Source organism: Nocardia sp. NPDC050435, assembly GCF_040655395.1.
Classification (GTDB): domain Bacteria; phylum Actinomycetota; class Actinomycetes; order Mycobacteriales; family Mycobacteriaceae; genus Nocardia.
This window is the reverse complement of sequence record NZ_JBFAJW010000018.1, coordinates 93371-110202: the sequence shown is the minus strand read 5'-3', so window position 1 is coordinate 110202 and position 16832 is coordinate 93371. Positions and strand designations below refer to the sequence as shown.

The 16832-nt window shown below is 66.9% G+C and carries 15 protein-coding genes; 2 read left to right on the top strand and 13 right to left on the bottom strand.

Going from position 1 to position 16832, the window contains the following annotated elements; genetic code table 11:
• Positions 1 to 297: 297 nt before the first annotated feature.
• Both AB0I43_RS38830 and AB0I43_RS38825 read left to right on the top strand, forming a co-directional pair.
• Complete coding sequence (locus tag AB0I43_RS38830) at positions 298 to 1215, top strand: oxygenase MpaB family protein (protein ID WP_357433845.1); 918 nt, start codon at positions 298 to 300, stop codon at positions 1213 to 1215.
• An 83-nt stretch (positions 1216 to 1298) separates the two neighbouring features.
• Positions 1299 to 2786: an NAD(P)/FAD-dependent oxidoreductase gene (locus AB0I43_RS38825; RefSeq protein ID WP_357433885.1), complete on the top strand. Its 1488-nt coding sequence runs from the start codon at positions 1299 to 1301 to the stop codon at positions 2784 to 2786.
• Positions 2787 to 3965: 1179 nt separating this feature from the next.
• Here AB0I43_RS38825 and AB0I43_RS38820 read toward each other — a convergent pair.
• From AB0I43_RS38820 to AB0I43_RS38760, 13 genes are all read right to left on the bottom strand, one after another.
• A complete protein-coding gene (locus tag AB0I43_RS38820) occupies positions 3966 to 4613 on the bottom strand; it encodes an NUDIX hydrolase N-terminal domain-containing protein (RefSeq protein ID WP_357433843.1) in 648 nt (215 codons plus the stop codon).
• Between the two features lie 38 nt (positions 4614 to 4651).
• Positions 4652 to 5116, bottom strand: a complete 465-nt coding sequence (locus AB0I43_RS38815; RefSeq protein ID WP_357433841.1) for a GNAT family N-acetyltransferase — start codon at positions 5114 to 5116, stop codon at positions 4652 to 4654.
• A gap of 76 nt (positions 5117 to 5192) precedes the next feature.
• A complete protein-coding gene (locus AB0I43_RS38810) occupies positions 5193 to 5852 on the bottom strand; it encodes a ribulose-phosphate 3-epimerase (RefSeq protein ID WP_357433839.1) in 660 nt (219 codons plus the stop codon).
• Positions 5853 to 5863: 11 nt separating this feature from the next.
• Positions 5864 to 6973 carry a DegT/DnrJ/EryC1/StrS family aminotransferase gene (locus AB0I43_RS38805; protein WP_357433837.1) on the bottom strand — a complete coding sequence of 370 codons (1110 nt, stop codon included), beginning with the start codon at positions 6971 to 6973 and terminating at the stop codon, positions 5864 to 5866.
• On the bottom strand, positions 6970 to 8025 hold the full coding sequence (locus AB0I43_RS38800) for a medium chain dehydrogenase/reductase family protein (protein ID WP_357433835.1): 1056 nt from the start codon (positions 8023 to 8025) through the stop codon (positions 6970 to 6972). Before AB0I43_RS38800 ends, AB0I43_RS38805 begins: the two co-directional genes overlap by 4 nt.
• Positions 8022 to 9158: a hypothetical protein gene (locus AB0I43_RS38795; RefSeq protein ID WP_357433833.1), complete on the bottom strand. Its 1137-nt coding sequence runs from the start codon at positions 9156 to 9158 to the stop codon at positions 8022 to 8024. Before AB0I43_RS38795 ends, AB0I43_RS38800 begins: the two co-directional genes overlap by 4 nt.
• Positions 9155 to 10282, bottom strand: coding sequence for a sedoheptulose 7-phosphate cyclase (locus AB0I43_RS38790; RefSeq protein WP_357433831.1), 1128 nt, complete (start codon positions 10280 to 10282; stop codon positions 9155 to 9157). The genes AB0I43_RS38795 and AB0I43_RS38790 overlap by 4 nt, the downstream gene beginning before the upstream one ends.
• 1 nt (position 10283) lies before the next feature.
• Positions 10284 to 11306 carry an ROK family protein gene (locus AB0I43_RS38785; protein WP_357433829.1) on the bottom strand — a complete coding sequence of 341 codons (1023 nt, stop codon included), beginning with the start codon at positions 11304 to 11306 and terminating at the stop codon, positions 10284 to 10286.
• Between the two features lies 1 nt (position 11307).
• Positions 11308 to 12006 (bottom strand): 6-phosphogluconolactonase, encoded by a 699-nt coding sequence (locus tag AB0I43_RS38780; RefSeq protein WP_357433827.1) that lies wholly within the window; start codon positions 12004 to 12006, stop codon positions 11308 to 11310.
• Positions 12007 to 12312: 306 nt separating this feature from the next.
• Positions 12313 to 13329: a nucleoside hydrolase gene (locus tag AB0I43_RS38775; RefSeq protein ID WP_357433825.1), complete on the bottom strand. Its 1017-nt coding sequence runs from the start codon at positions 13327 to 13329 to the stop codon at positions 12313 to 12315.
• A 95-nt stretch (positions 13330 to 13424) separates the two neighbouring features.
• Positions 13425 to 14645: a cytochrome P450 gene (locus AB0I43_RS38770; RefSeq protein WP_357433823.1), complete on the bottom strand. Its 1221-nt coding sequence runs from the start codon at positions 14643 to 14645 to the stop codon at positions 13425 to 13427.
• A gap of 12 nt (positions 14646 to 14657) precedes the next feature.
• Positions 14658 to 15905, bottom strand: a complete 1248-nt coding sequence (locus AB0I43_RS38765) for a cytochrome P450 (protein ID WP_357433821.1) — start codon at positions 15903 to 15905, stop codon at positions 14658 to 14660.
• On the bottom strand, positions 15902 to 16807 hold the full coding sequence (locus AB0I43_RS38760) for a nucleoside hydrolase (RefSeq protein ID WP_357433819.1): 906 nt from the start codon (positions 16805 to 16807) through the stop codon (positions 15902 to 15904). The genes AB0I43_RS38765 and AB0I43_RS38760 overlap by 4 nt, the downstream gene beginning before the upstream one ends.
• Between the last annotated feature and the right edge of the window lie 25 nt (positions 16808 to 16832).

Here is a 16832-nt window from a genome sequence, read left to right as displayed (position 1 = left end):
CACCCGCCGAATTGGCGTCCCAGGAATCCAACCGAACAGGGCGATACCAACTAGTGCCGGCAGAATCCACCGGCACCCGATCGGCCTCCCCGGCGTGGTCACCGACCTCCCGACGTGGCGCGCCGCGGCGTGGTTGATCGCCCATCTCGTGCGCGCCGAACTCGACTACCGGACACGCCGTGCACTCCAGTCCGCGCGAACCCGCTGGCGGCGGTGAAGATGTCAGCACAGCGATACCACCGGCCGCCATTCTCCGTGTGGCGCGAGAAAGCGTTGGGGCACCATCGTTCGTCGGCCATGTCACCCACCGAGTACACCGTGCTCGTGGCGCGGTTCGAACGGGTGACCGGGTCGCGGCTGATCAAACTGTTCGCGCCCGCCCTGCTCGATCAGGCGATGCTGCCCGCCATCAGCGCGGCCCTGGAAGACACCGGCAGGCTCGCGCACGCACCCTGGCAGCGCGCGATCGCCACCGCCGCCTCCGCGCAGATCATGACCGCCGGCCACCCCGGAGACCGGCTGCTCGAATCACAGCGACTACTGCGTCTGCATCGCGACATCCGCGGCGTCGGCCCGACCGGCTTCCGCTACTCGGCGTTCGCGCCCCAGGCGTGGCACTGGGTGCTGATCTCCACCTTCCGTATGCAGCTGGCCGCCTACACCGCGCTGACCGGCCACCACCCCGACGCCCGTGAAGAACAAGCACTCTGGCAGCACTACCGCGTCAAGACCGCGGGGCTGGACCTGCCCGGCCGAGCCGCACTCGCCGACCGCTACGAGGAAATCGCCGCCCATTACGAGCGCATGATCGGTGAGTCGCTGGCGCGGACACCGACACTCGATACCGCCACCGACACCCTGCTGCGCGCGGCGCCGCGCCCACCGTTGCTGCCCGCCGCCGCCGAACCGGCATGGCGGTTGCTCCGGCCGGTCGTGGGTCAGCTGGCGGCCACGCTGGGTCTGTCGATCATGCACCCGCAGGTGCGGGCGCTCGTGCCGATGACCTGGACCCGCTACCACCAGGTCAGCGCTGAGGTCCTGATCCTCGTACTGCGGTGCTCGTTTCGCCTGCTGCCGGCCGCGGTCACCGACGCGCCACTGTCGCGCAACCGTCGCCGATACCGGGCACTGATCAGCAGATACCGCCATCAGACCACCACCGGATCACCGGACCAGCAGTCACCACACCAGACACGAAACGGAGCCCCAATATGACCGAAACAGACTCCTATACAACCCAATACAGTCACAAGCTACGCAGTCGACTACCGCCACACCGTACCCCTGTCGACCTCGAGGTGGCGGTCATCGGCGCCGGGTTCGGCGGAATCGGTATGGGCGTCGCGTTACGGCGCGCCGGGATGAACAACTTCGCGATCTTCGAGAAAGCCAGCGACCTGGGCGGGGTGTGGCGTGACAACACCTATCCCGGTTGCAATTGCGATGTCCCCGCCCATCTCTATTCTTTCTCCTTCGCCCCCTACCGCGACCGCCACACCAGATACCCAGGACAGCAGGCGATCCTGGAATACCTGCGCCGGGTCGCCGCCGACGAAGGACTCGAACCGCACCTGCGCCTGGGCACCGGCATCCGGGAAGCCACCTACCTCGACGAGGACGGACGGTGGTCCCTAATGACCGACACCGGTCACCGGATCATGGCCGACTCCGTCGTGTTCGCGGTCGGCCAACTGCACCGGCCCCGCATCCCCGAGGTCCGTGGCCGCCACGTCTTCGAGGGCGCGGCGTTCCACACCGCACGCTGGGACCACACCCAAGACCTCACCGACCGCGCCGTAGCGGTCATCGGCACCGGCTCGAGCGCCGCCCAGATCCTGCCGCACCTGGCCGCGATTGCCCGCCACGTCGAGGTCTTCCAGCGCACCCCGCACTGGGTGCTGCCCAAGCCAGCCCTGCGATTCGGGCCCGTCACCAGCGGCGCGCTGGGACTACCCGGAGCCCACCGCGTCTACCGGGCCGGCCTGCATCACGGGGCGGATCTGGCGCTGTCGCCGATCATGCACCGTGGCTGGTCCGCGCGCCCCGCCGAATGGATCGCGCGCTCCCACCTGCGCCGCCAGGTGCCGGACCCGCAGCTGCGCGCGCGCCTGACCCCCGGTTATCCGATCGGCGCGAAACGCATCATCCTCGACAACGACTTCTACCCGGCCTTGAGTAAGCCGCACGTCTCGCTCGTCACCGCACCGATCCAGGAGATGACCCGCGAGGGCATCCGGACCGTCGACGGCGAACATCACCGCGCCGAAGTCGTGGTGTGGGCGACCGGATTCCGCGCCAGCGAGTTCTTATCTGGACTATCTGTTCGCGGTCGTGATGGAGTCCTTCTGGCTGAGCAATGGCGAGATGGCGCCTCGGCCTTCGCTGGCTTGGCGGTGCCGGGCTTTCCCAACCTCTACTTGATCGCCGGCCCCAACACTTTCAACCCCGCGGGCAGCAACCCGGAAATGAAGGAAGCCCAGATCGCCTACATCACGGCCTGCCTGCGCTGGCGCGACGAAACCGACGCGACCGCAATCGAAGTCGACACCGACATCGCACAAGAATACGACTGGCGGATCCAGCAAGCGCTCGCGCACACGGTTTTCGGCACCGTGCGCAGGAGTTGGTACCGGCACGTGTCCGGCGCGGTGACAAACCCCTGGCCGGGATCGGTTCGCCAATTCGAACGGTTCCTGCGCCACCCGGTCGCCGAATCCTTTCACCCGGTAGTCACGTACGTTGATCGCCGAAGCGCATGCCATCGCGCGGGACCCGACGTACGGTAACCGGGCTGACAACTCAGGGGTGATCGGTGCGATCGCCATCAGTACCCGAGCGGAGTTGGCGACCAGGCTGGCAAGCTCAGCGAGCGACCAGGAAGGGTGCAGCTGGAGGGTGGCTGGAGGACGGAGGGCTTGCTAGACTGGCGGCGCAGCGCAAGCTGCATCTTTCCTATTCGACGAAAGATTGGTTGTCGCCCCGGCTCCTGGCAGAGATTGAGGGGCGACACCGCTCTCGATTCGCGACATCGACGCAGGCCTGCCCCAGGGTTCCGGTCGGCCGCGCGGGCTCAGGTCTAATCTGGCTGATACGTCGTCGACCTGTTGCTCGTCCGGGCGCTGGAGGAGGGACGCACTCCAGAGGTCGTGGTCGTAATCGGCGGGCAACGATCGCCTTCTTCGACCAGACTATGACGTTGGCCAGTGCATCGAGCGGGTACAGACGCGCAACGGTAGCCATCGGGGTGGACCGGGCCTCCCCGCTACCTGAGCTCCGGCAGTACAGGAGCCGCAACGATCGCCGGTGGGGCATCCGGCAAGGATGCGACGTCACCCTGCACCCCGATCATGACGGACTGGCCGTCACGCGACCCGCGATCCTCAAATCCGTTCGGCCTTGTGGAACGACAGATCTACGACCAGTTGATCATCTACTTCGCTGGACACGGACTACGGCGCTTGCCGGGGAGCAGAAATGTGGCAGCTCAGCGACGCCGCCGCAGACCACACCGAAGCCGTCAACGCGCTGCCCACCGCTGAATATGCCCGACGCGGCGATACCCCACGTTGTGCTCGCCTCTGACGCGTGCCGCGCCTACGTCAACGTCCTTCGCGCGGCCGAACGCGGCGGCCACTGCCGCGACTTCATCACTCTCGGCTCTCCGCTGGGCATTCCCTCGATCCGCCAGCGACCGCCTTCCCCGCCCGCCTACCCCCCGCGATCTCGCAGGGTGGTTCAATGCCTTCGATCCTGCCGACATCGTCGCGTTGCGGCCGCTGGACAGCACCCACTTTCCCACCGACCCGACTGTCGAAAACTGCGCGGATGTCGTAAATTTCACCAGTAACCGGCACACCATCGCCAGGTATCTGGGCGATCCGGCAGTGGCCGCTCGCATCGCCCACCTGGTGAGTTGATCGGGACCTACTGGCGATCGTGTCAGAGTGAGCGCCGAGAAGGTCCTCTCAATCGAAAAGCGCAGGCAAATCCGGCTGAAGCCAGTGCTTGTGAAGCAGCTGGATCTGGTGTTCGAGAATCCGTGTCGTGGACAGCGGTGGAAGTTCATCGATGGCGAACCAGCCGATAGCCAACGTTTCGAGTGGATCCGGCGTACCGCCTTCGGCGATCACATCGCACAGGTAGTAAACCTTCAGGCACGAGAAGAGCAGCGGCGGTTGATGGCCCTGGGTGTCACGATCCAAGGCGGCCACCAGCTTTCGTGGTTTGACCGTGAGCCCGGCCTCTTCCTGAACCTCCTTGGCCACGGCCTGAGCTGTGGTTTCCCCGGCATCGCACCATCCGCCCGGGGGTGCCCAGAGCTCGCTCCCTGGGTCTTGGATCAGAAGGATGCGTCCCTCGGCGTCGAAAACACCGGCACGGACGTCGACCTTGGGGGTGCTGTAGCCGGCTTCGGCGGCGAGAATCTCCGTGAGGTGGGTAGGTGACTGGCCGCTGATGCAGGCCAGGAGTTCCGCCGAGAGCTTCTGAATGTCGCCGTAGCGCTGGAGATCGAAAGCGTCCTTGCCGTAGGTCAAGCCGTTCTGAGCGGTATCGGCCAGGCGCTGACCGATACGCAGGAGATCGGCTTCCACCGAAGCGCGGGTGTCGCCCATAAGTGTGTGGCCTCCAGGAGTGTGTGCGGAGTCGCTGGTCAGTGGTTCGGGCTGTGACGATAGGTGGTGGTGTCTCTAGCTGTGAATCCAAGCCGTTCGTAAAGGAGGCGTGCAGATTCGCGGCTCGGACTGGAGGTGAGATCGACCGTGCGCGCACCCGAGTGCCCTGCTTGGTGGAGCGCGGTGGTCGTCAAGGCTTCGGCAATCCCGAGGCCGCGGTAGTCCTGGTCGACGATCACATCCTCGATGCGGGCGCGCAGGCCCGTGGGGATGCGATACATCACCAGGGTCAGCATGCCGACGACGGCCCCGGTGTTGGTGCGAGCGATATAGAGGTAGGTGTCGGGCGCGGCGACGATCGCCGCAAACGCTGTCGGCGTCAGCGGTGCCGCGGTGTTCGACAACTGCGGCAGCAACTTCGTCAGCGCCTGGCAGAAATCGCCACTGTCGTGCTCCACTCGCGCGATCAGGATGTCGCCACGGGGTAGTTGCGAGCCCGTCATGGCAAATCCTTTCTCTCCGGCCGGCGCGGTGAGGTCGGCGGCCAGCCTAGCGGCAGTAGCGGAAGGGAGGCGATCGTCAGCGTGTCGCGGCGCTGGCCAATTCGGTGATCGCCGTGGCGATATCGCCGGTGGGTGTGCTGAACACCGCGGAGGCGGCGACGAGAGCGTCTGCGCCGGCGGTGGCGATCTGTGGTGCAGTCACAGCGGTGACTCCGCCGTCGGCGACGATCGAAATGTGGCGGCCGCTGTCGTCGAGTTCTTGGCGCAGGCCCCGTATCTTGTCCAGGACAGCGGGCACGAACACACTGGTGCCTGGCTGTGAGGTCATCAGGACGATCGCGTCGAGCTGGTCGAAGTAGTCGGCGATGCCGTCGGTGGCCTGGTCTGGATTGAGCACCAGAGCTGCGCGCAGCCCGGCTGCCTTGACCGCGGTCAGCGCGGCGTGTGCGTCCTTGGTGGCATCGAGGTGGATCGAGACCTGGTCGACGCCGATCTCCACGAGTTCCGGTATCAACCGGTCCGGGTTGAGGGTTTGCAGGTGCACGTCCAGTGGCATCGGGGTGGAATTGCGAACCGCGCGTACTGTGGACAGGCCGAAGGTGATGGAGGCGGTGTAGTTGCCGTCCATGATGTCGAGGTGCAGCCAGTGCGCGGAGCTGGCCTCCACGGCTTGGAGTGCATCAGCGAGGTTCAGCGGATCGGCGCCGATGAGAGCGGGATAGATGCGGGTAGTCATTGTTGTCTCCTCTATTCGCAGGTCGCGGCGCGGACGCATTCGGTGACGTAACTGATCTCTTCTGCACGCAGATCTGGGCGGATCGGCAGGCAAAGTGTCTGTCCTGCTTGGTATTCCGCGACGGGAAACCTTTCGTCGCTATGAGTGGTGAAGCTGGGTTGTTGGTGTATAGGGGTGGGGTAGCGCACTACTGCGTCCACGCCGTCTTGACGCAGCCGGTCCAGGACGGCGTCGCGTCGGCCGGGTTCGGGGACGGTCATCTGAAGCAGGTGGTAGATGTGATCGCCGGGCGGTTCAGGGTGACTATGAACCAAGACCGTGTCGAGGTCTGCCAGCTGGCGGCGGTAATCGTCTGCGGCGCTGCGTCTTTGGTGGTTCCAGGTATCGAGGTGGTCGAGTTTGGCGTCCAGGATCAGTGCCTGTAACGCGTCGAGTTTGCTGTTGTAGCCGTGTAGGACGTGGTGGTTCTGGCCGTCTTGGCCCAGGTTCCGCAGGATCCGAATCCGTTCTGCGAGTGTGGGATTGTCGGTGATAACCGCGCCCGCGTCGCCGGCGGCAGCAAGGTTTTTGCTCGGATGGAAGCTGACCGCTGAGGCCACCCCGAAACTCCCGAGACGGCGACCGGCCCATGTGCCGCCGACCGATTGCGCGCAGTCCTCGATGATCGGCACGGACGCTCGGTCGGCGATCTCGCCGAGTTGCTGCATGTTCAGCGCTTGACCGAAGAGGTGTACTGCGAGGATGGCTGCGGTACGTGGCCCGCAGGCGCTGCGGCAGGCATCGAGATCCATCAGGTAGCTACCGTGGACGCAATCGACGAGAACCGGTGTCGCACCGACGGTGTGGATAGCCAGAACGGTGGCGTGGAAGGTGTTCGCGACGGTGATCACCTCGTCGCCAGGCCCGATGCCGAGGGCGCTCAGGGCCAAGACGAGTGCGTCGGTGCCGGAGTTGACACCCACGGCGTAGCGGGTGCCGATGTAGGCGGCGAAGCGGTTCTCGAAATGCTCGACGGTGGCGCCCAGGATGTAGTCACCCTCGCGCAGTGCGGTGGTCATCGCGGTCGATACCGTGGGCAGATCGGGGAACTGGGCGGGGTAGTGGTAGCGAGGAATCTTCATCGGTGCTCCGCGGGGTTGATCCAGATCAGCGTCTTGCCGAAGTGGGGGTGGGTGAGCGCGGCGTTGAGGTGGTCAGCGGCGTCGTCGAGACCGAGCTGCTGAGTGATCAGTCGCCGTGTGCAGCGCGCCGGTGACCAGCCGTCGAGGGTGGGCGGGGCCGCGAGCAGCTCGCCGGCCGTCTCGAAATCCGCGCGGGTCGCCCCGTAGCTGCCGGCGAAGAAGGCAGGCTGGTAGCCGGGTACGGTGACGCGGGCGTGGCGCTGGTGGCGCCGTACGGCGTCCACGTCGATGCCGGCTATTTCCTGCGCGGGAGTGGTACCGGAGAACAAGATGACAGTGCCGCCCTCGGCGAGCATGGACAAGGCGGTGTCGAGGTCGCTGGCGGTCAAGGCCGCTGTGGCGAGGATGACGGTGGCCGCATCGCCGATGGGGTCGGGGTCGAGTACGCGTGCGGGCAGCGCTCTGCGGTGCCGCAGGAATTGCAGTCGTTGGGATGAGCGGTTGGTCAGGCGGCATGAGCGGCCGGTGGCGGTCAGGGCGGCAGCGATCAATGTCCCTGTCATGCCCGCGCCGAAGATCGCGATCGATGCTGCGGGGTCGCGGGTGAGCTCGCTCGCCCGGCGAGCGCAGTGCACGGCACACGCCAGCGGTTCGGTGAAGACCGCGACATCGGCCGCGACGCCGGGTGGTGCGGGCACCAGGGCGGCGCGGACGTTGTCCGGTGTGCCGCACAGGCTGACCACGTCCGCAAATCCCGAGCTGCGCGCTGCCAATGGCGGGTGCGGGTCGAACACGACCGTGGAGCCGCGCCGGTCGGCCAGCTCCGGCGTGGTCGCGGCGACCGTGGCTACGATCTCGTGCCCGAAATCGGTCCGTCCGTAGCGGGTTGCCGCGATCTCACGGAGATCCGATCGGCACACGCCGGCCACGATGGGCTTCAGCAAGGCCGCGCTCTGGTTTTCAAGGTCAGGTAGTGCGAGGCGGGTGTGGCTCAGCGCGGCGATGCCGTTGTGGTGTTCGATGTGTCGACCGGTGTCTGAAGGGATGATCATCCTCGGCCGCCGGGGAGATCGCCGATCAGCAGGCCGGTGTCGACGGGCCGCCATGCTGTCGCTGTGTTGTCCAGACTCGGGTCGATGATCAGTTTCATGTGTTCGCCGCTACTGCGAATTCCGCAGGCCATTAAAGGAATTCGGGTCTGTGCGTGAGTGAGCGAGAGTACGGCGGTGATCAGGCGCTGGTATCTGGCAGGTTGGTCGCAGAGGAGGCGCTGGGCCAGGCGGAGATGATGTGGGGCGGTGCCACGGTGTCCGGTCACATGCACTGTCTTGTCCGCCACCTTGATCGAGGCGGCGCTCGTTGCGGTTCGCCCGCAAGCGTTGCGTCGGCGGATCGCTGCCAGGTCCAGTGTCGGCAAGTCCGGATGGTGTCGGTGGGCTGGCAGGCCGCCGAACAGGTCGATGATCCCGCCGTCGGTGACCGCCACCAGGGCCTGCGTCAGAGCGGCGTGGGCGGCTTCGCGGGGCACGCAGGTGACCACGCCGTCGAAATGGTCGCTGGAGGGCGACGACGTCCGGGTGGTGGTGGAAAGAACGTTGAGCTGGTCGATATAGTCCAGGCGGTCAGGGCGCGGGTGCACGAGCTGGGTGTGGTAGCCGCCCTCTTCCCCGAGCATCGCCACCAGGGTGGCCGCGGTGCCGGCCCCGATGATCGCAACTCGCCCCGAGCGCGGCACGTGAGCGCGCAGCTGCTCCCAGGCGTACAACGCGGTGCCCAGCGGTTCCACCAATGGCCCCAGGTCGACCGGCAGGCTCGCACACGCGTCGATGGTGAGCCGGTCGAAGACTGCGGGGTCGGCGAGTAGATAGTTGCGCCACAGCCCTTCGACACTGTGCCCGATGATGGAGTCCTGATCATCGGGGTGGACCGGATTGACCACGACGGCACGAGCGGGCGTGCTGAACTCGCTCGAGGTCTTCAGCAGCAACGCCTCGTGGCCGAGAACGCTGGCGGGGTCCTGCCTCGCGCCTCGCAGGATCTGTAAGTCGGTGCCACACACGCCCACTCGCAGCACGCGATACAGATGCTCGTCGGCGGGATGGAATCGTGAGTGGCTGCGTCGGGCGATCAGTCCGGCACCATCGCGAACGAGAGAGATCATTTCGACGCTGGCCATGGTGGTCACCGCCCTTCCGGTGTCGATGTGCGAGCGAGCTCTTCGGCAGCCACCGCCAGTTCCTTCGGACGGATGTCTTGGGCGAACACCGCCGCACCGATGTCGGTGAGCAAAGGGATGTTCTGTGCGCCGTCGCGATGGCGAATCGAATCGTCGAGGCCCGCGGCAAGGATCGAGTCGTCGATTCCGCTGTGCCACAGCGGCAATCCGACACGGAGTAGAAGGCCCAGAATTCGGGCGCAGGTCCGGTCGTTGAGCATGCCGCGATCCCGCGCCAAGACACACGACAGCGCGATGTCGATGGTGACGGCTTCCCCGTGGAGCAGCCGAGGCCGGTTGGCCGCGAGCTCGAAGGCGGGGCTGAAGGTGTGCCCGAAGTCCGCCAAACGCTGAAGGTTGTGCTCCCACAGGTTGGGTTCCAACTCGCCGAGAAGGGCGGTGATCGCCGCGCTGATGATGGGCTCGTGAATGTCTGGATCGCTGACGAAAACCTTTGGTTCCGTCCAGGTTCGGCTAATCCGCTCAACGAGTGCAGCGTCCTTGACCAGGCCGATTTTGATGATTTCGGCCATCCCGTTGCGTACGTGCCGCGTCGGCAGAGTGTCGAGGAAGACCGGATCGATGAGGGTGTCGGCGGGGTGATAGGAGCCCACGCGGTTCTTGCGGTCACCGACGTTGATGCCGGTCTTCACGCCGACGGCGGCGTCGACCATCCCCAGCAAGGTGGTCGGAACCCTCAGGTAGGGGACTCCGCGACGGTAAATCGAGCAGGCGTAGCCCACGACATCGGTCAAGGTGCCCCCACCGATCGCCACGACGGCGTCGCGGCGGCGCGAGAGCCCGAAGCGATCGATCTCGCTGATGATCCTGTCGACGGTCTCCGCACTCTTACGTGACTCACCCATGTGGAGTCCCAGCATTGCGAAATGGTGCGCGCAGTCGCGGAAGTAGGCGCGGATCGCTGGACCGAATCGTGCCAGCACCGTCGAATCGCAGATGACCAGCGCGTTGCGGCGTCCGTCGCCGATCGCTGAACTCAGATCCGGGTTGTCCGGATGCAGGCAGTCTCTGGTGCTGATGATCCGGTACGACACAGGCAATGTCGCTGTGACATCCCACGTCGAGGTTGCCATGTCAGCGCCTCTCATTGCGGTCCGCGCGTGCGGCGAGCCCGGCGCCGCGCAGAGGGAGGGTGCCGTCGTCGCCCGGAAGGCGATCGATCATCGAGTCGAGGCGGCCCTGAGGGTGGTTGGAGGCCAGATAGAGGCCCCCGCCTTCGTCGAGTCCGCGCGAGATGCTCGCCGAATAGTGGCTGTCGAGGGTGTCCACGACGCCGCCGGACAAGTAGATGTGGTCCACTCGCGGATCGATGACCGCCATCGCCAGCAGCGTTGCCGCCAGGGGAGCGGTGTGAGCATCGAGAAAGGCTGTGGCGGCCTCGTTCTCGGAGTCGAGAGCGGCCCGCAAGGACGACAGCCAGGTGGTCCGGGGAGCCACGCCGAGGGCGGCCGCGCTCGCGGCGAGGTCTCGTTCGAGTGCTCGCCCGGAGGCATAGGCGGCGAGATGTCCGATGGTGCCGCAGTCGCAGACCGCCGGCGGCGTCCGCGTCGGAACCGGCAGGTGCCCGATTTCTCCTTGCAGACCGCGGCTGTCCCAATCGAACTCACCCGTCGCGAGGTCGATTGTCCGTGCGCCGATGCCGCTGCTGACGGTTACGACGCTGACGCAGCGCCACCCTGCCTTAGCGTCGGTATCAGCTCGTGCGGCAAGCGCCAGGGCTGTCAGGTCCTGCAGCAGCGTCCATTCGAGATCTGGTTCTGCTGACCTGAGTTCGGCGAGCAGATTCCAGGGCTCGGTGTAGTCGCCCCACAACGGGGCGCTTGCCAGGACGAGGTTGCTGCGGGCATCGACCGCTGCGCCGATCGAGATGCCGACCTGGCGGGCCTCCGGGCAGATAGCGCGCAGTGCATGTACCCGATCCAGCAAAAACCTCACCATTAACGCCCGCAGCGTGCTGGGGTGGCTGCGGGTCGAGTTGCGTGTCACCGCGCGTTCACGCCTGATCTCGACGAGCTCATCCGAATCGGTCAGAATAGCTGTGCGCCACCATGTTCCGCCGAGATCGGCAACGATCAAAGGATCGGCAGTCAAAGACATCTCAAAACCCCTTCTCGAGGGCCGCGGAGTCGGCGAACACGTGCCCGTCGGCCCCGAGGACGACGGTTGCGGGGATCGGCGTCGCCGGATCCGGTTGCAGTAGCGCGCGGAGGGCGTCGTTTTTGCTCACGCCCAGCGCCAGTAGCATCCGCACTGGGGCGCTTCGCAGGTAGGTGGCAGTCAGGGTGATGCGGGCCTGCCCGTGGTAGGAGGTGAGGGCGACCGTGGATGTGGGTGGGTCGGTGAGATGGTGGGCAAAAACGCCGGCGGTGTGCCCGTCAATGCCCAGGCCCAGAACAGCGATATCGGGCCCGCCGGTCGCTGTCAATCTCGCTAGTGTGTCTTGATAGCTGGTGGCGGGGTCGATGACGTCGTGAGGGATCGGGTACCAGTGGTCGGCAAGCGCCTCGCCGTACAGCTCCGCCAGATTCAACGCCGCCGCTATCCGGGACGTGGAACGAGCCTCGATGTCCTTGGTCAGAACGTCGTCGGTTTGCACGATACGCACACGCCCCCAATCGATCCCGTGCTCCTCGCCGCGCAGCCGGTGATAGAGCGGCAGCGGGCTGGCCCCGCCGGCGAGCGCGATCGTGCAAATGCCGGCGGCCGCGATCCGGCTGCCGATGGCCTCGGCAAGAAATCGTGCGGCTGCCGAGGCGACGGCATTGGCGTCGGCTTCGGAATGAACAGTGATCGGCATGTGAACTCCCGGCCGAGTAGGTAGTCGTGGATGCGTCCGCTGTGTGGGCGGCTCGGGTCAGGCAGGGCCGCCGCGATAGCGGTCTGGTCGGGTTGCTTGTTCACCCGGCACCACCGCGCTCAGATGGCGGCGCGGTCGGAGTGTCCCAGTGCGGTCGCACGCGGCAGCCGGTTCCGCAATCGGGGTGTAGCGTGCGGGCACGCGCTCGCTGTTCGGCGGTCAGCGGGCCGGGATCGGTGTGGCAATCCCACAACTCAGCCGAAGCCAGCATGTGCCGATGGCTTCGGCGATCGAAATAGGAGCCACTCACCGGCCCGCCCCGATCCCCGGCGTCCGGTCGAGACCGGCCCGGCGGGTCGTCAGCGACGGTTCGTAGCCCGCTCCCGCGCTCAGCCCATGTCCCAGCACCGTGGCCACCCACGACCAGAACACCGGATAGTCGACCGAGGTCGTGACAGCGAGCCGAATCCCTCGGGCTGCCAGCCGTATTCGCGCTTCAGGACTGACGTCGAGGCGCTTGTCGCCAGTCTCGGCGAAATCGAGGCCCGCGGCGATAGCGACGGCCAGCACGCCGGCGGCCTGGGAGGTGTGGTGGCGGGTGAAAAAGCGTGCGTAGTTCTCGGCGACGGCGCGCGCCCATCGAGGTACGTGTGGCGCGGCGAGTAGTTGGTAGACCTCGCTGTCGGCGTGCACTTCCATCTCCGGCGCTAAGACCATTTCCGAGGCGACCAGCGACACATCCAGGCCCGCCTGTAGGGCCGCGGTGGCGCTGTGGGGGTCCAGCCGCAGGTGGCGGGTGCAGCGGCCGGGTTCGCGGTCGGTCATGGTGCCGCCGGTTTGGGTGATCACCAGCCGTTCAGCCAGGGGCGGTGCGACGGCGAGCAGGTGCGCGAGGTTGGTCATCGGTCCGTGCCCGATCCACACCGCCCGCGAGGTCGCGCCCAGGACCGCATGGACTTCCGCGGCGAGCGAGCGCGTCGACAACCCCGCCTCGGTGGGTATCGCGTCGGGTACGAGCCCGTCGCACACCCACCGCGCGCCCGCGCCCGGCGTGTCCGGGCCGGCGAGCACGATCACGCCGGTGCGCCCGCACAGGTTCAGCACGTGGCGGACCAGGCGGGCGCGTTGCCCGCCACCGAATTCGTCGCAGGTGACCACGAGCCGCAACGGCATGGTGATGGCCGCGACCACCAGCGCGAGCAGGGCGTCGGGGTCGTGTCCGGCGTCGGTGCACACGATGGTCGGCAGCCGGCCCAGCGGTCTGGCCGCGCGCACAGGGGTGCGCTCGGCAAGGCCCGCGTCGGCGGCCGGGATGGGGGTCATCGTCGTTCTCCGTTCGTGATCGGGGGAAGCTGTTGCCCGCACAGCGCGCGGGCTACGTCGCACCGCCATGGTTTTGGGCCGCCGGCCGTCTCTGGTTAGGTCAGGTGGAGGGGCAGTGCGCGGTGTCCGTTGGAGATGAAGCTGGGGATGGTGCCCAGCTCCTGAGGTGTCACGGCTAGTCGCATGGTGGGGAAGCGCTGGAACAGGGCGGGCAAGGCGACAGCGGCCTCGAGGCGGGCCAAACCCACCCCGAGGCACAGGTGCGGGCCGTACCCGAACGACAAGTGCGCCAGGTTTTTTCGGGTGAGATCGAATTGGTCGGGGTTCTCGCCGTAGACCGGGTCCAGGGCGAGGGCGGCGTAGGAGATCAGGATCGGGTCACCCCGTTCGATGGTGGTTCCGTCGAGGTGGATGTCGTCGACGGCGTAACGCAGCGGCACGTGGGCGACCGGCGGCCGGAATCGCAGGGCTTCCTCGATAACGTCTGACCAGTCGGCTTGGCCTGTGCGTACGGCCGCGTATTGCTCGGGGTTGTGCAGCAGGGCGAGGATGGCTTGGTCGAGGAGGTTGACGGTGGTTTCGTGGCCGGCGCTGATCACCATCAGCAGGGTGTCGAGGAGTTGCTGTTCGTCGAGCTGCTGGTCGTCGGGGTCGGTGTAGCCGATCAGCAGCCGGGTCAGGTCCTCGGCACCGGGATGGCGGCGCCGGTAGGCGACGAGCTCGCTGAGCACGGTGTACATCAGGGTGTGGCTGGTCGCGGCGTCTTCGGCAGTCAGGTCGGTGGCGAACAACCCGTCGACGGCGGCGCGCAGATCCTTGCCGAGGTGTTCGGGCACGCCCATCAACTCGGCGATGACCCGGATCGGCAGCGGGTAGGCGAAACGTTCCCGCACATCGGCCGGCTCACCTGTGGGTGTGGTGGCGAGGTCGTCCAGCAGGTCTGCGGTGATGGCCTCGATCCGTGGGCGCAGGGCGGCGATGCGTTCACGGGTGAAGGCCGGGGAGAGCAGCTTGCGCAGCCTGCGGTGCTCGGCGCCGTCGGCGGTGAACATGTTGTTCACCGCGACCCACAGCCACAGCGGCCAGTCCGGCCCGATCTCCCCGTTGACGAACGCCGGCCAGTGCCGGGGGTTCTTGGAGACCATCGGGTGGTTCAGCAGCAGTCTCGCCAGGTCGGGGTGGGTGATCGACCAGGCCGTGACTGCGCCGGGTAGCTCGACGACGGTGAGGTCTCCCCGGGCCCGCAGTTTCGCGGCTTCGCCGGTGATGTCGACGCCCTCGGGGTTGAGTACGTAGGGCGTGATCGTGGTGTCCATCAGGTACTCCTGTTATTTCTGTCGAACGGGTGTGAGCGTGGGGAAGGTGACGGGCAGTTCGGTCAGCGCGCGGTGGAAAGGGCCTGGGCGCCAAACCAACTCGCCGACTGGGCGGGTCAGGCGCATCTCGGGAAGTTTGTCCAGGAGCTGATCGATGGCTTCGATGGCGATCAGGTGGGACACGCTGGCGGCGGGGCAGGAGTGGGGGCCGGCGCTGAAGGCGAGGTGGGAGGCGTTGTAGCGGCTGCCTTGGTTGACCTTGGGGTCGGTGTTGCAGGCGGCCATGCCGATGATCACCGGCTGGTCGGCCGGTAGCCATTGGCCCTCGATCATGATCGGGTGGCGGGGATAGGAGATGCAGTAGTTGGCCAGCGGTGGGTTGTTGGACAGGACCTCGTCGAGGGCCTCGCGGGTGGACAGGCTGCCGGCCAGCAGGTGCCCGCCGAAACGGTCGTCGGTGAGCATCAACAGCAGCGTGTTGACGATCAAATACACCAGCGGTTCGATCCCGGCCGCGTAGATGGTCACCAGCTGGTGCACCATCTCGGTGTCGTCGAGCTGGTGGGGGTGGGCCAGCATCCGGGAGGTGACGTCTCCGCCGGGGGTCGCGCGCTTGAGATCGACCAGGTCGCGCAACGCGCCTTCGAACAGCCTCGAGCCCGCCGCGGCGTCGGGTCCGGAGTTGAACATCGCGCGGACACCGGTCGCGACGTGCTGCCCGATCCGGGGCGGGCAGCCCAGCATCGAGTTCAGGACCGCGAAGGCCAACGGGTGCGCGTAGTCGCTGATCAGATCCGCGCGGCCCTGGTAGCCGAAGCACTCGATCTGGTGGGCCGCGAGCGTTTCCACCGTCGCGTGCAGGGCGTACATGTCGATCGCGGCCAGGGCGGCGGTCGTCGGCTGCCGATAGCGACTGTGCTCGTATCCGTCGCTGCGCAGGGCATTCGGGCGCCATTCCAGCATCGGCCGGATCGGGCAGTCCGGCGCGATCGTGGCCTGCCAGCGGCGCGGGTCGGCCGGGAAACGCTGCGGGTCGTGCAGGATCGTCCGCGCCACCTCGTAGTCCAGGACCAAGGTCGCCACCACCCCGGGGGCGAGTTCGACCGGTGCCAGCGCCCCGTATCGGGCGCGCATCTCAGCGTGGGCGCGGCGCGGGTCGGCGGCGTATTCCTCGGAATACAGCGCGATCCGCGGCTCCTCGGTATCGGCGGGCGACCCCGGAGTGGTCGTGGTGGGTGCTGCGGTGGGGGAGTCGGTCATCGCCGGCCTCCGGTGCCCGCCGTGGCCGGTGTGGTCGCGGTCGCCGTTTCCAGCCAGGCCAGGAAGCTGTCGTAGTCGACCGAGTCGCTGACCTGGACTGCTCGCCCGGCCGGGTCGCGGGACAGGCGCGCGTCGCAGGCGATGCGTATCCGCTCGGGCCGGAACCTCACGAATCCCAGATCCAGTGCGGCGCTCAGGGTCAAGGGGTCGTGCATCCAGGAGCCGGATCGTGTCAGGCACCAGATCGCGAAGTTCGCACCCGGCAGCTGCGCCCAGGCCGGTGCGTTCGGTCCGGTCAGGCGCTGGTAGAGCGGCCACTGCGGGCCGACCCGGATCTGCTCGGCAGCGGTGTGCTCGCTGAGTACCAGCCGCACGTTGGGCAGCATCCGCAGCACGGTCCCGGCCGAGGTCGGATCGGCGTGGAGATTGTGGCTTGCTCGATCGGGATGGCGGTAGCGGGCCGGGTCGAGCCAGCCGCCCATCTGCACCAGCTCGATCTGTTCGGCCAGATCCGGTGCGGCCAAAAGCAATTCGGCCAGATTGGTCATCGGCCCACAGCCGAGCCAGCGCACCGGCTGGGTCGTCTGCTCGATCCGCGCGCGCAGCCGATCGCGCAAGTCGTCGAGGTCGAAACGCGGAGCACGCGGCAACTCGGCGAGCAATGCGTGGTCCAGTGAGATCCGGTGCCCACCGAGACTTGCACCGGTGATGACCGGGACATCGTGGCGGCCGAGGCCGTCGAGAAGGAGGCGGGCGGCGCGGGCACGTAAACCGTCGCCGCTGTCGGGGGCGGGGACTTCGTCGGCGGTGACCACGATCAGGGACTCGACGGTGCGGGCCGCGGTGATGAGCATGATCGCGTCATCGGGGTCGTGGAAGATGTCGGTGTCGACGATCGTCACACGCTGATCACCGGTACTGCCGGTC

Excerpts from the sequence above, each read along its gene's own strand:
- AB0I43_RS38815 (WP_357433841.1), bottom strand. The coding sequence starts at position 5,116 with ATGACGGGCTCGCAACTACCCCGTGGCGACATCCTGATCGCGCGAGTG.
- AB0I43_RS38800 (WP_357433835.1), bottom strand. The coding sequence starts at position 8,025 with ATGATCATCCCTTCAGACACCGGTCGACACATCGAACACCACAACGGC.
- AB0I43_RS38775 (WP_357433825.1), bottom strand. The coding sequence starts at position 13,329 with ATGACCCCCATCCCGGCCGCCGACGCGGGCCTTGCCGAGCGCACCCCT.
- AB0I43_RS38810 (WP_357433839.1), bottom strand. The coding sequence starts at position 5,852 with ATGACTACCCGCATCTATCCCGCTCTCATCGGCGCCGATCCGCTGAAC.
- AB0I43_RS38770 (WP_357433823.1), bottom strand. The coding sequence starts at position 14,645 with ATGGACACCACGATCACGCCCTACGTACTCAACCCCGAGGGCGTCGAC.
- AB0I43_RS38790 (WP_357433831.1), bottom strand. The coding sequence starts at position 10,282 with ATGGCAACCTCGACGTGGGATGTCACAGCGACATTGCCTGTGTCGTAC.
- AB0I43_RS38830 (WP_357433845.1), top strand. The coding sequence starts at position 298 with ATGTCACCCACCGAGTACACCGTGCTCGTGGCGCGGTTCGAACGGGTG.
- AB0I43_RS38780 (WP_357433827.1), bottom strand. The coding sequence starts at position 12,006 with ATGCCGATCACTGTTCATTCCGAAGCCGACGCCAATGCCGTCGCCTCG.
- AB0I43_RS38820 (WP_357433843.1), bottom strand. The coding sequence starts at position 4,613 with ATGGGCGACACCCGCGCTTCGGTGGAAGCCGATCTCCTGCGTATCGGT.
- AB0I43_RS38805 (WP_357433837.1), bottom strand. The coding sequence starts at position 6,973 with ATGAAGATTCCTCGCTACCACTACCCCGCCCAGTTCCCCGATCTGCCC.
- AB0I43_RS38785 (WP_357433829.1), bottom strand. The coding sequence starts at position 11,306 with ATGTCTTTGACTGCCGATCCTTTGATCGTTGCCGATCTCGGCGGAACA.
- AB0I43_RS38765 (WP_357433821.1), bottom strand. The coding sequence starts at position 15,905 with ATGACCGACTCCCCCACCGCAGCACCCACCACGACCACTCCGGGGTCG.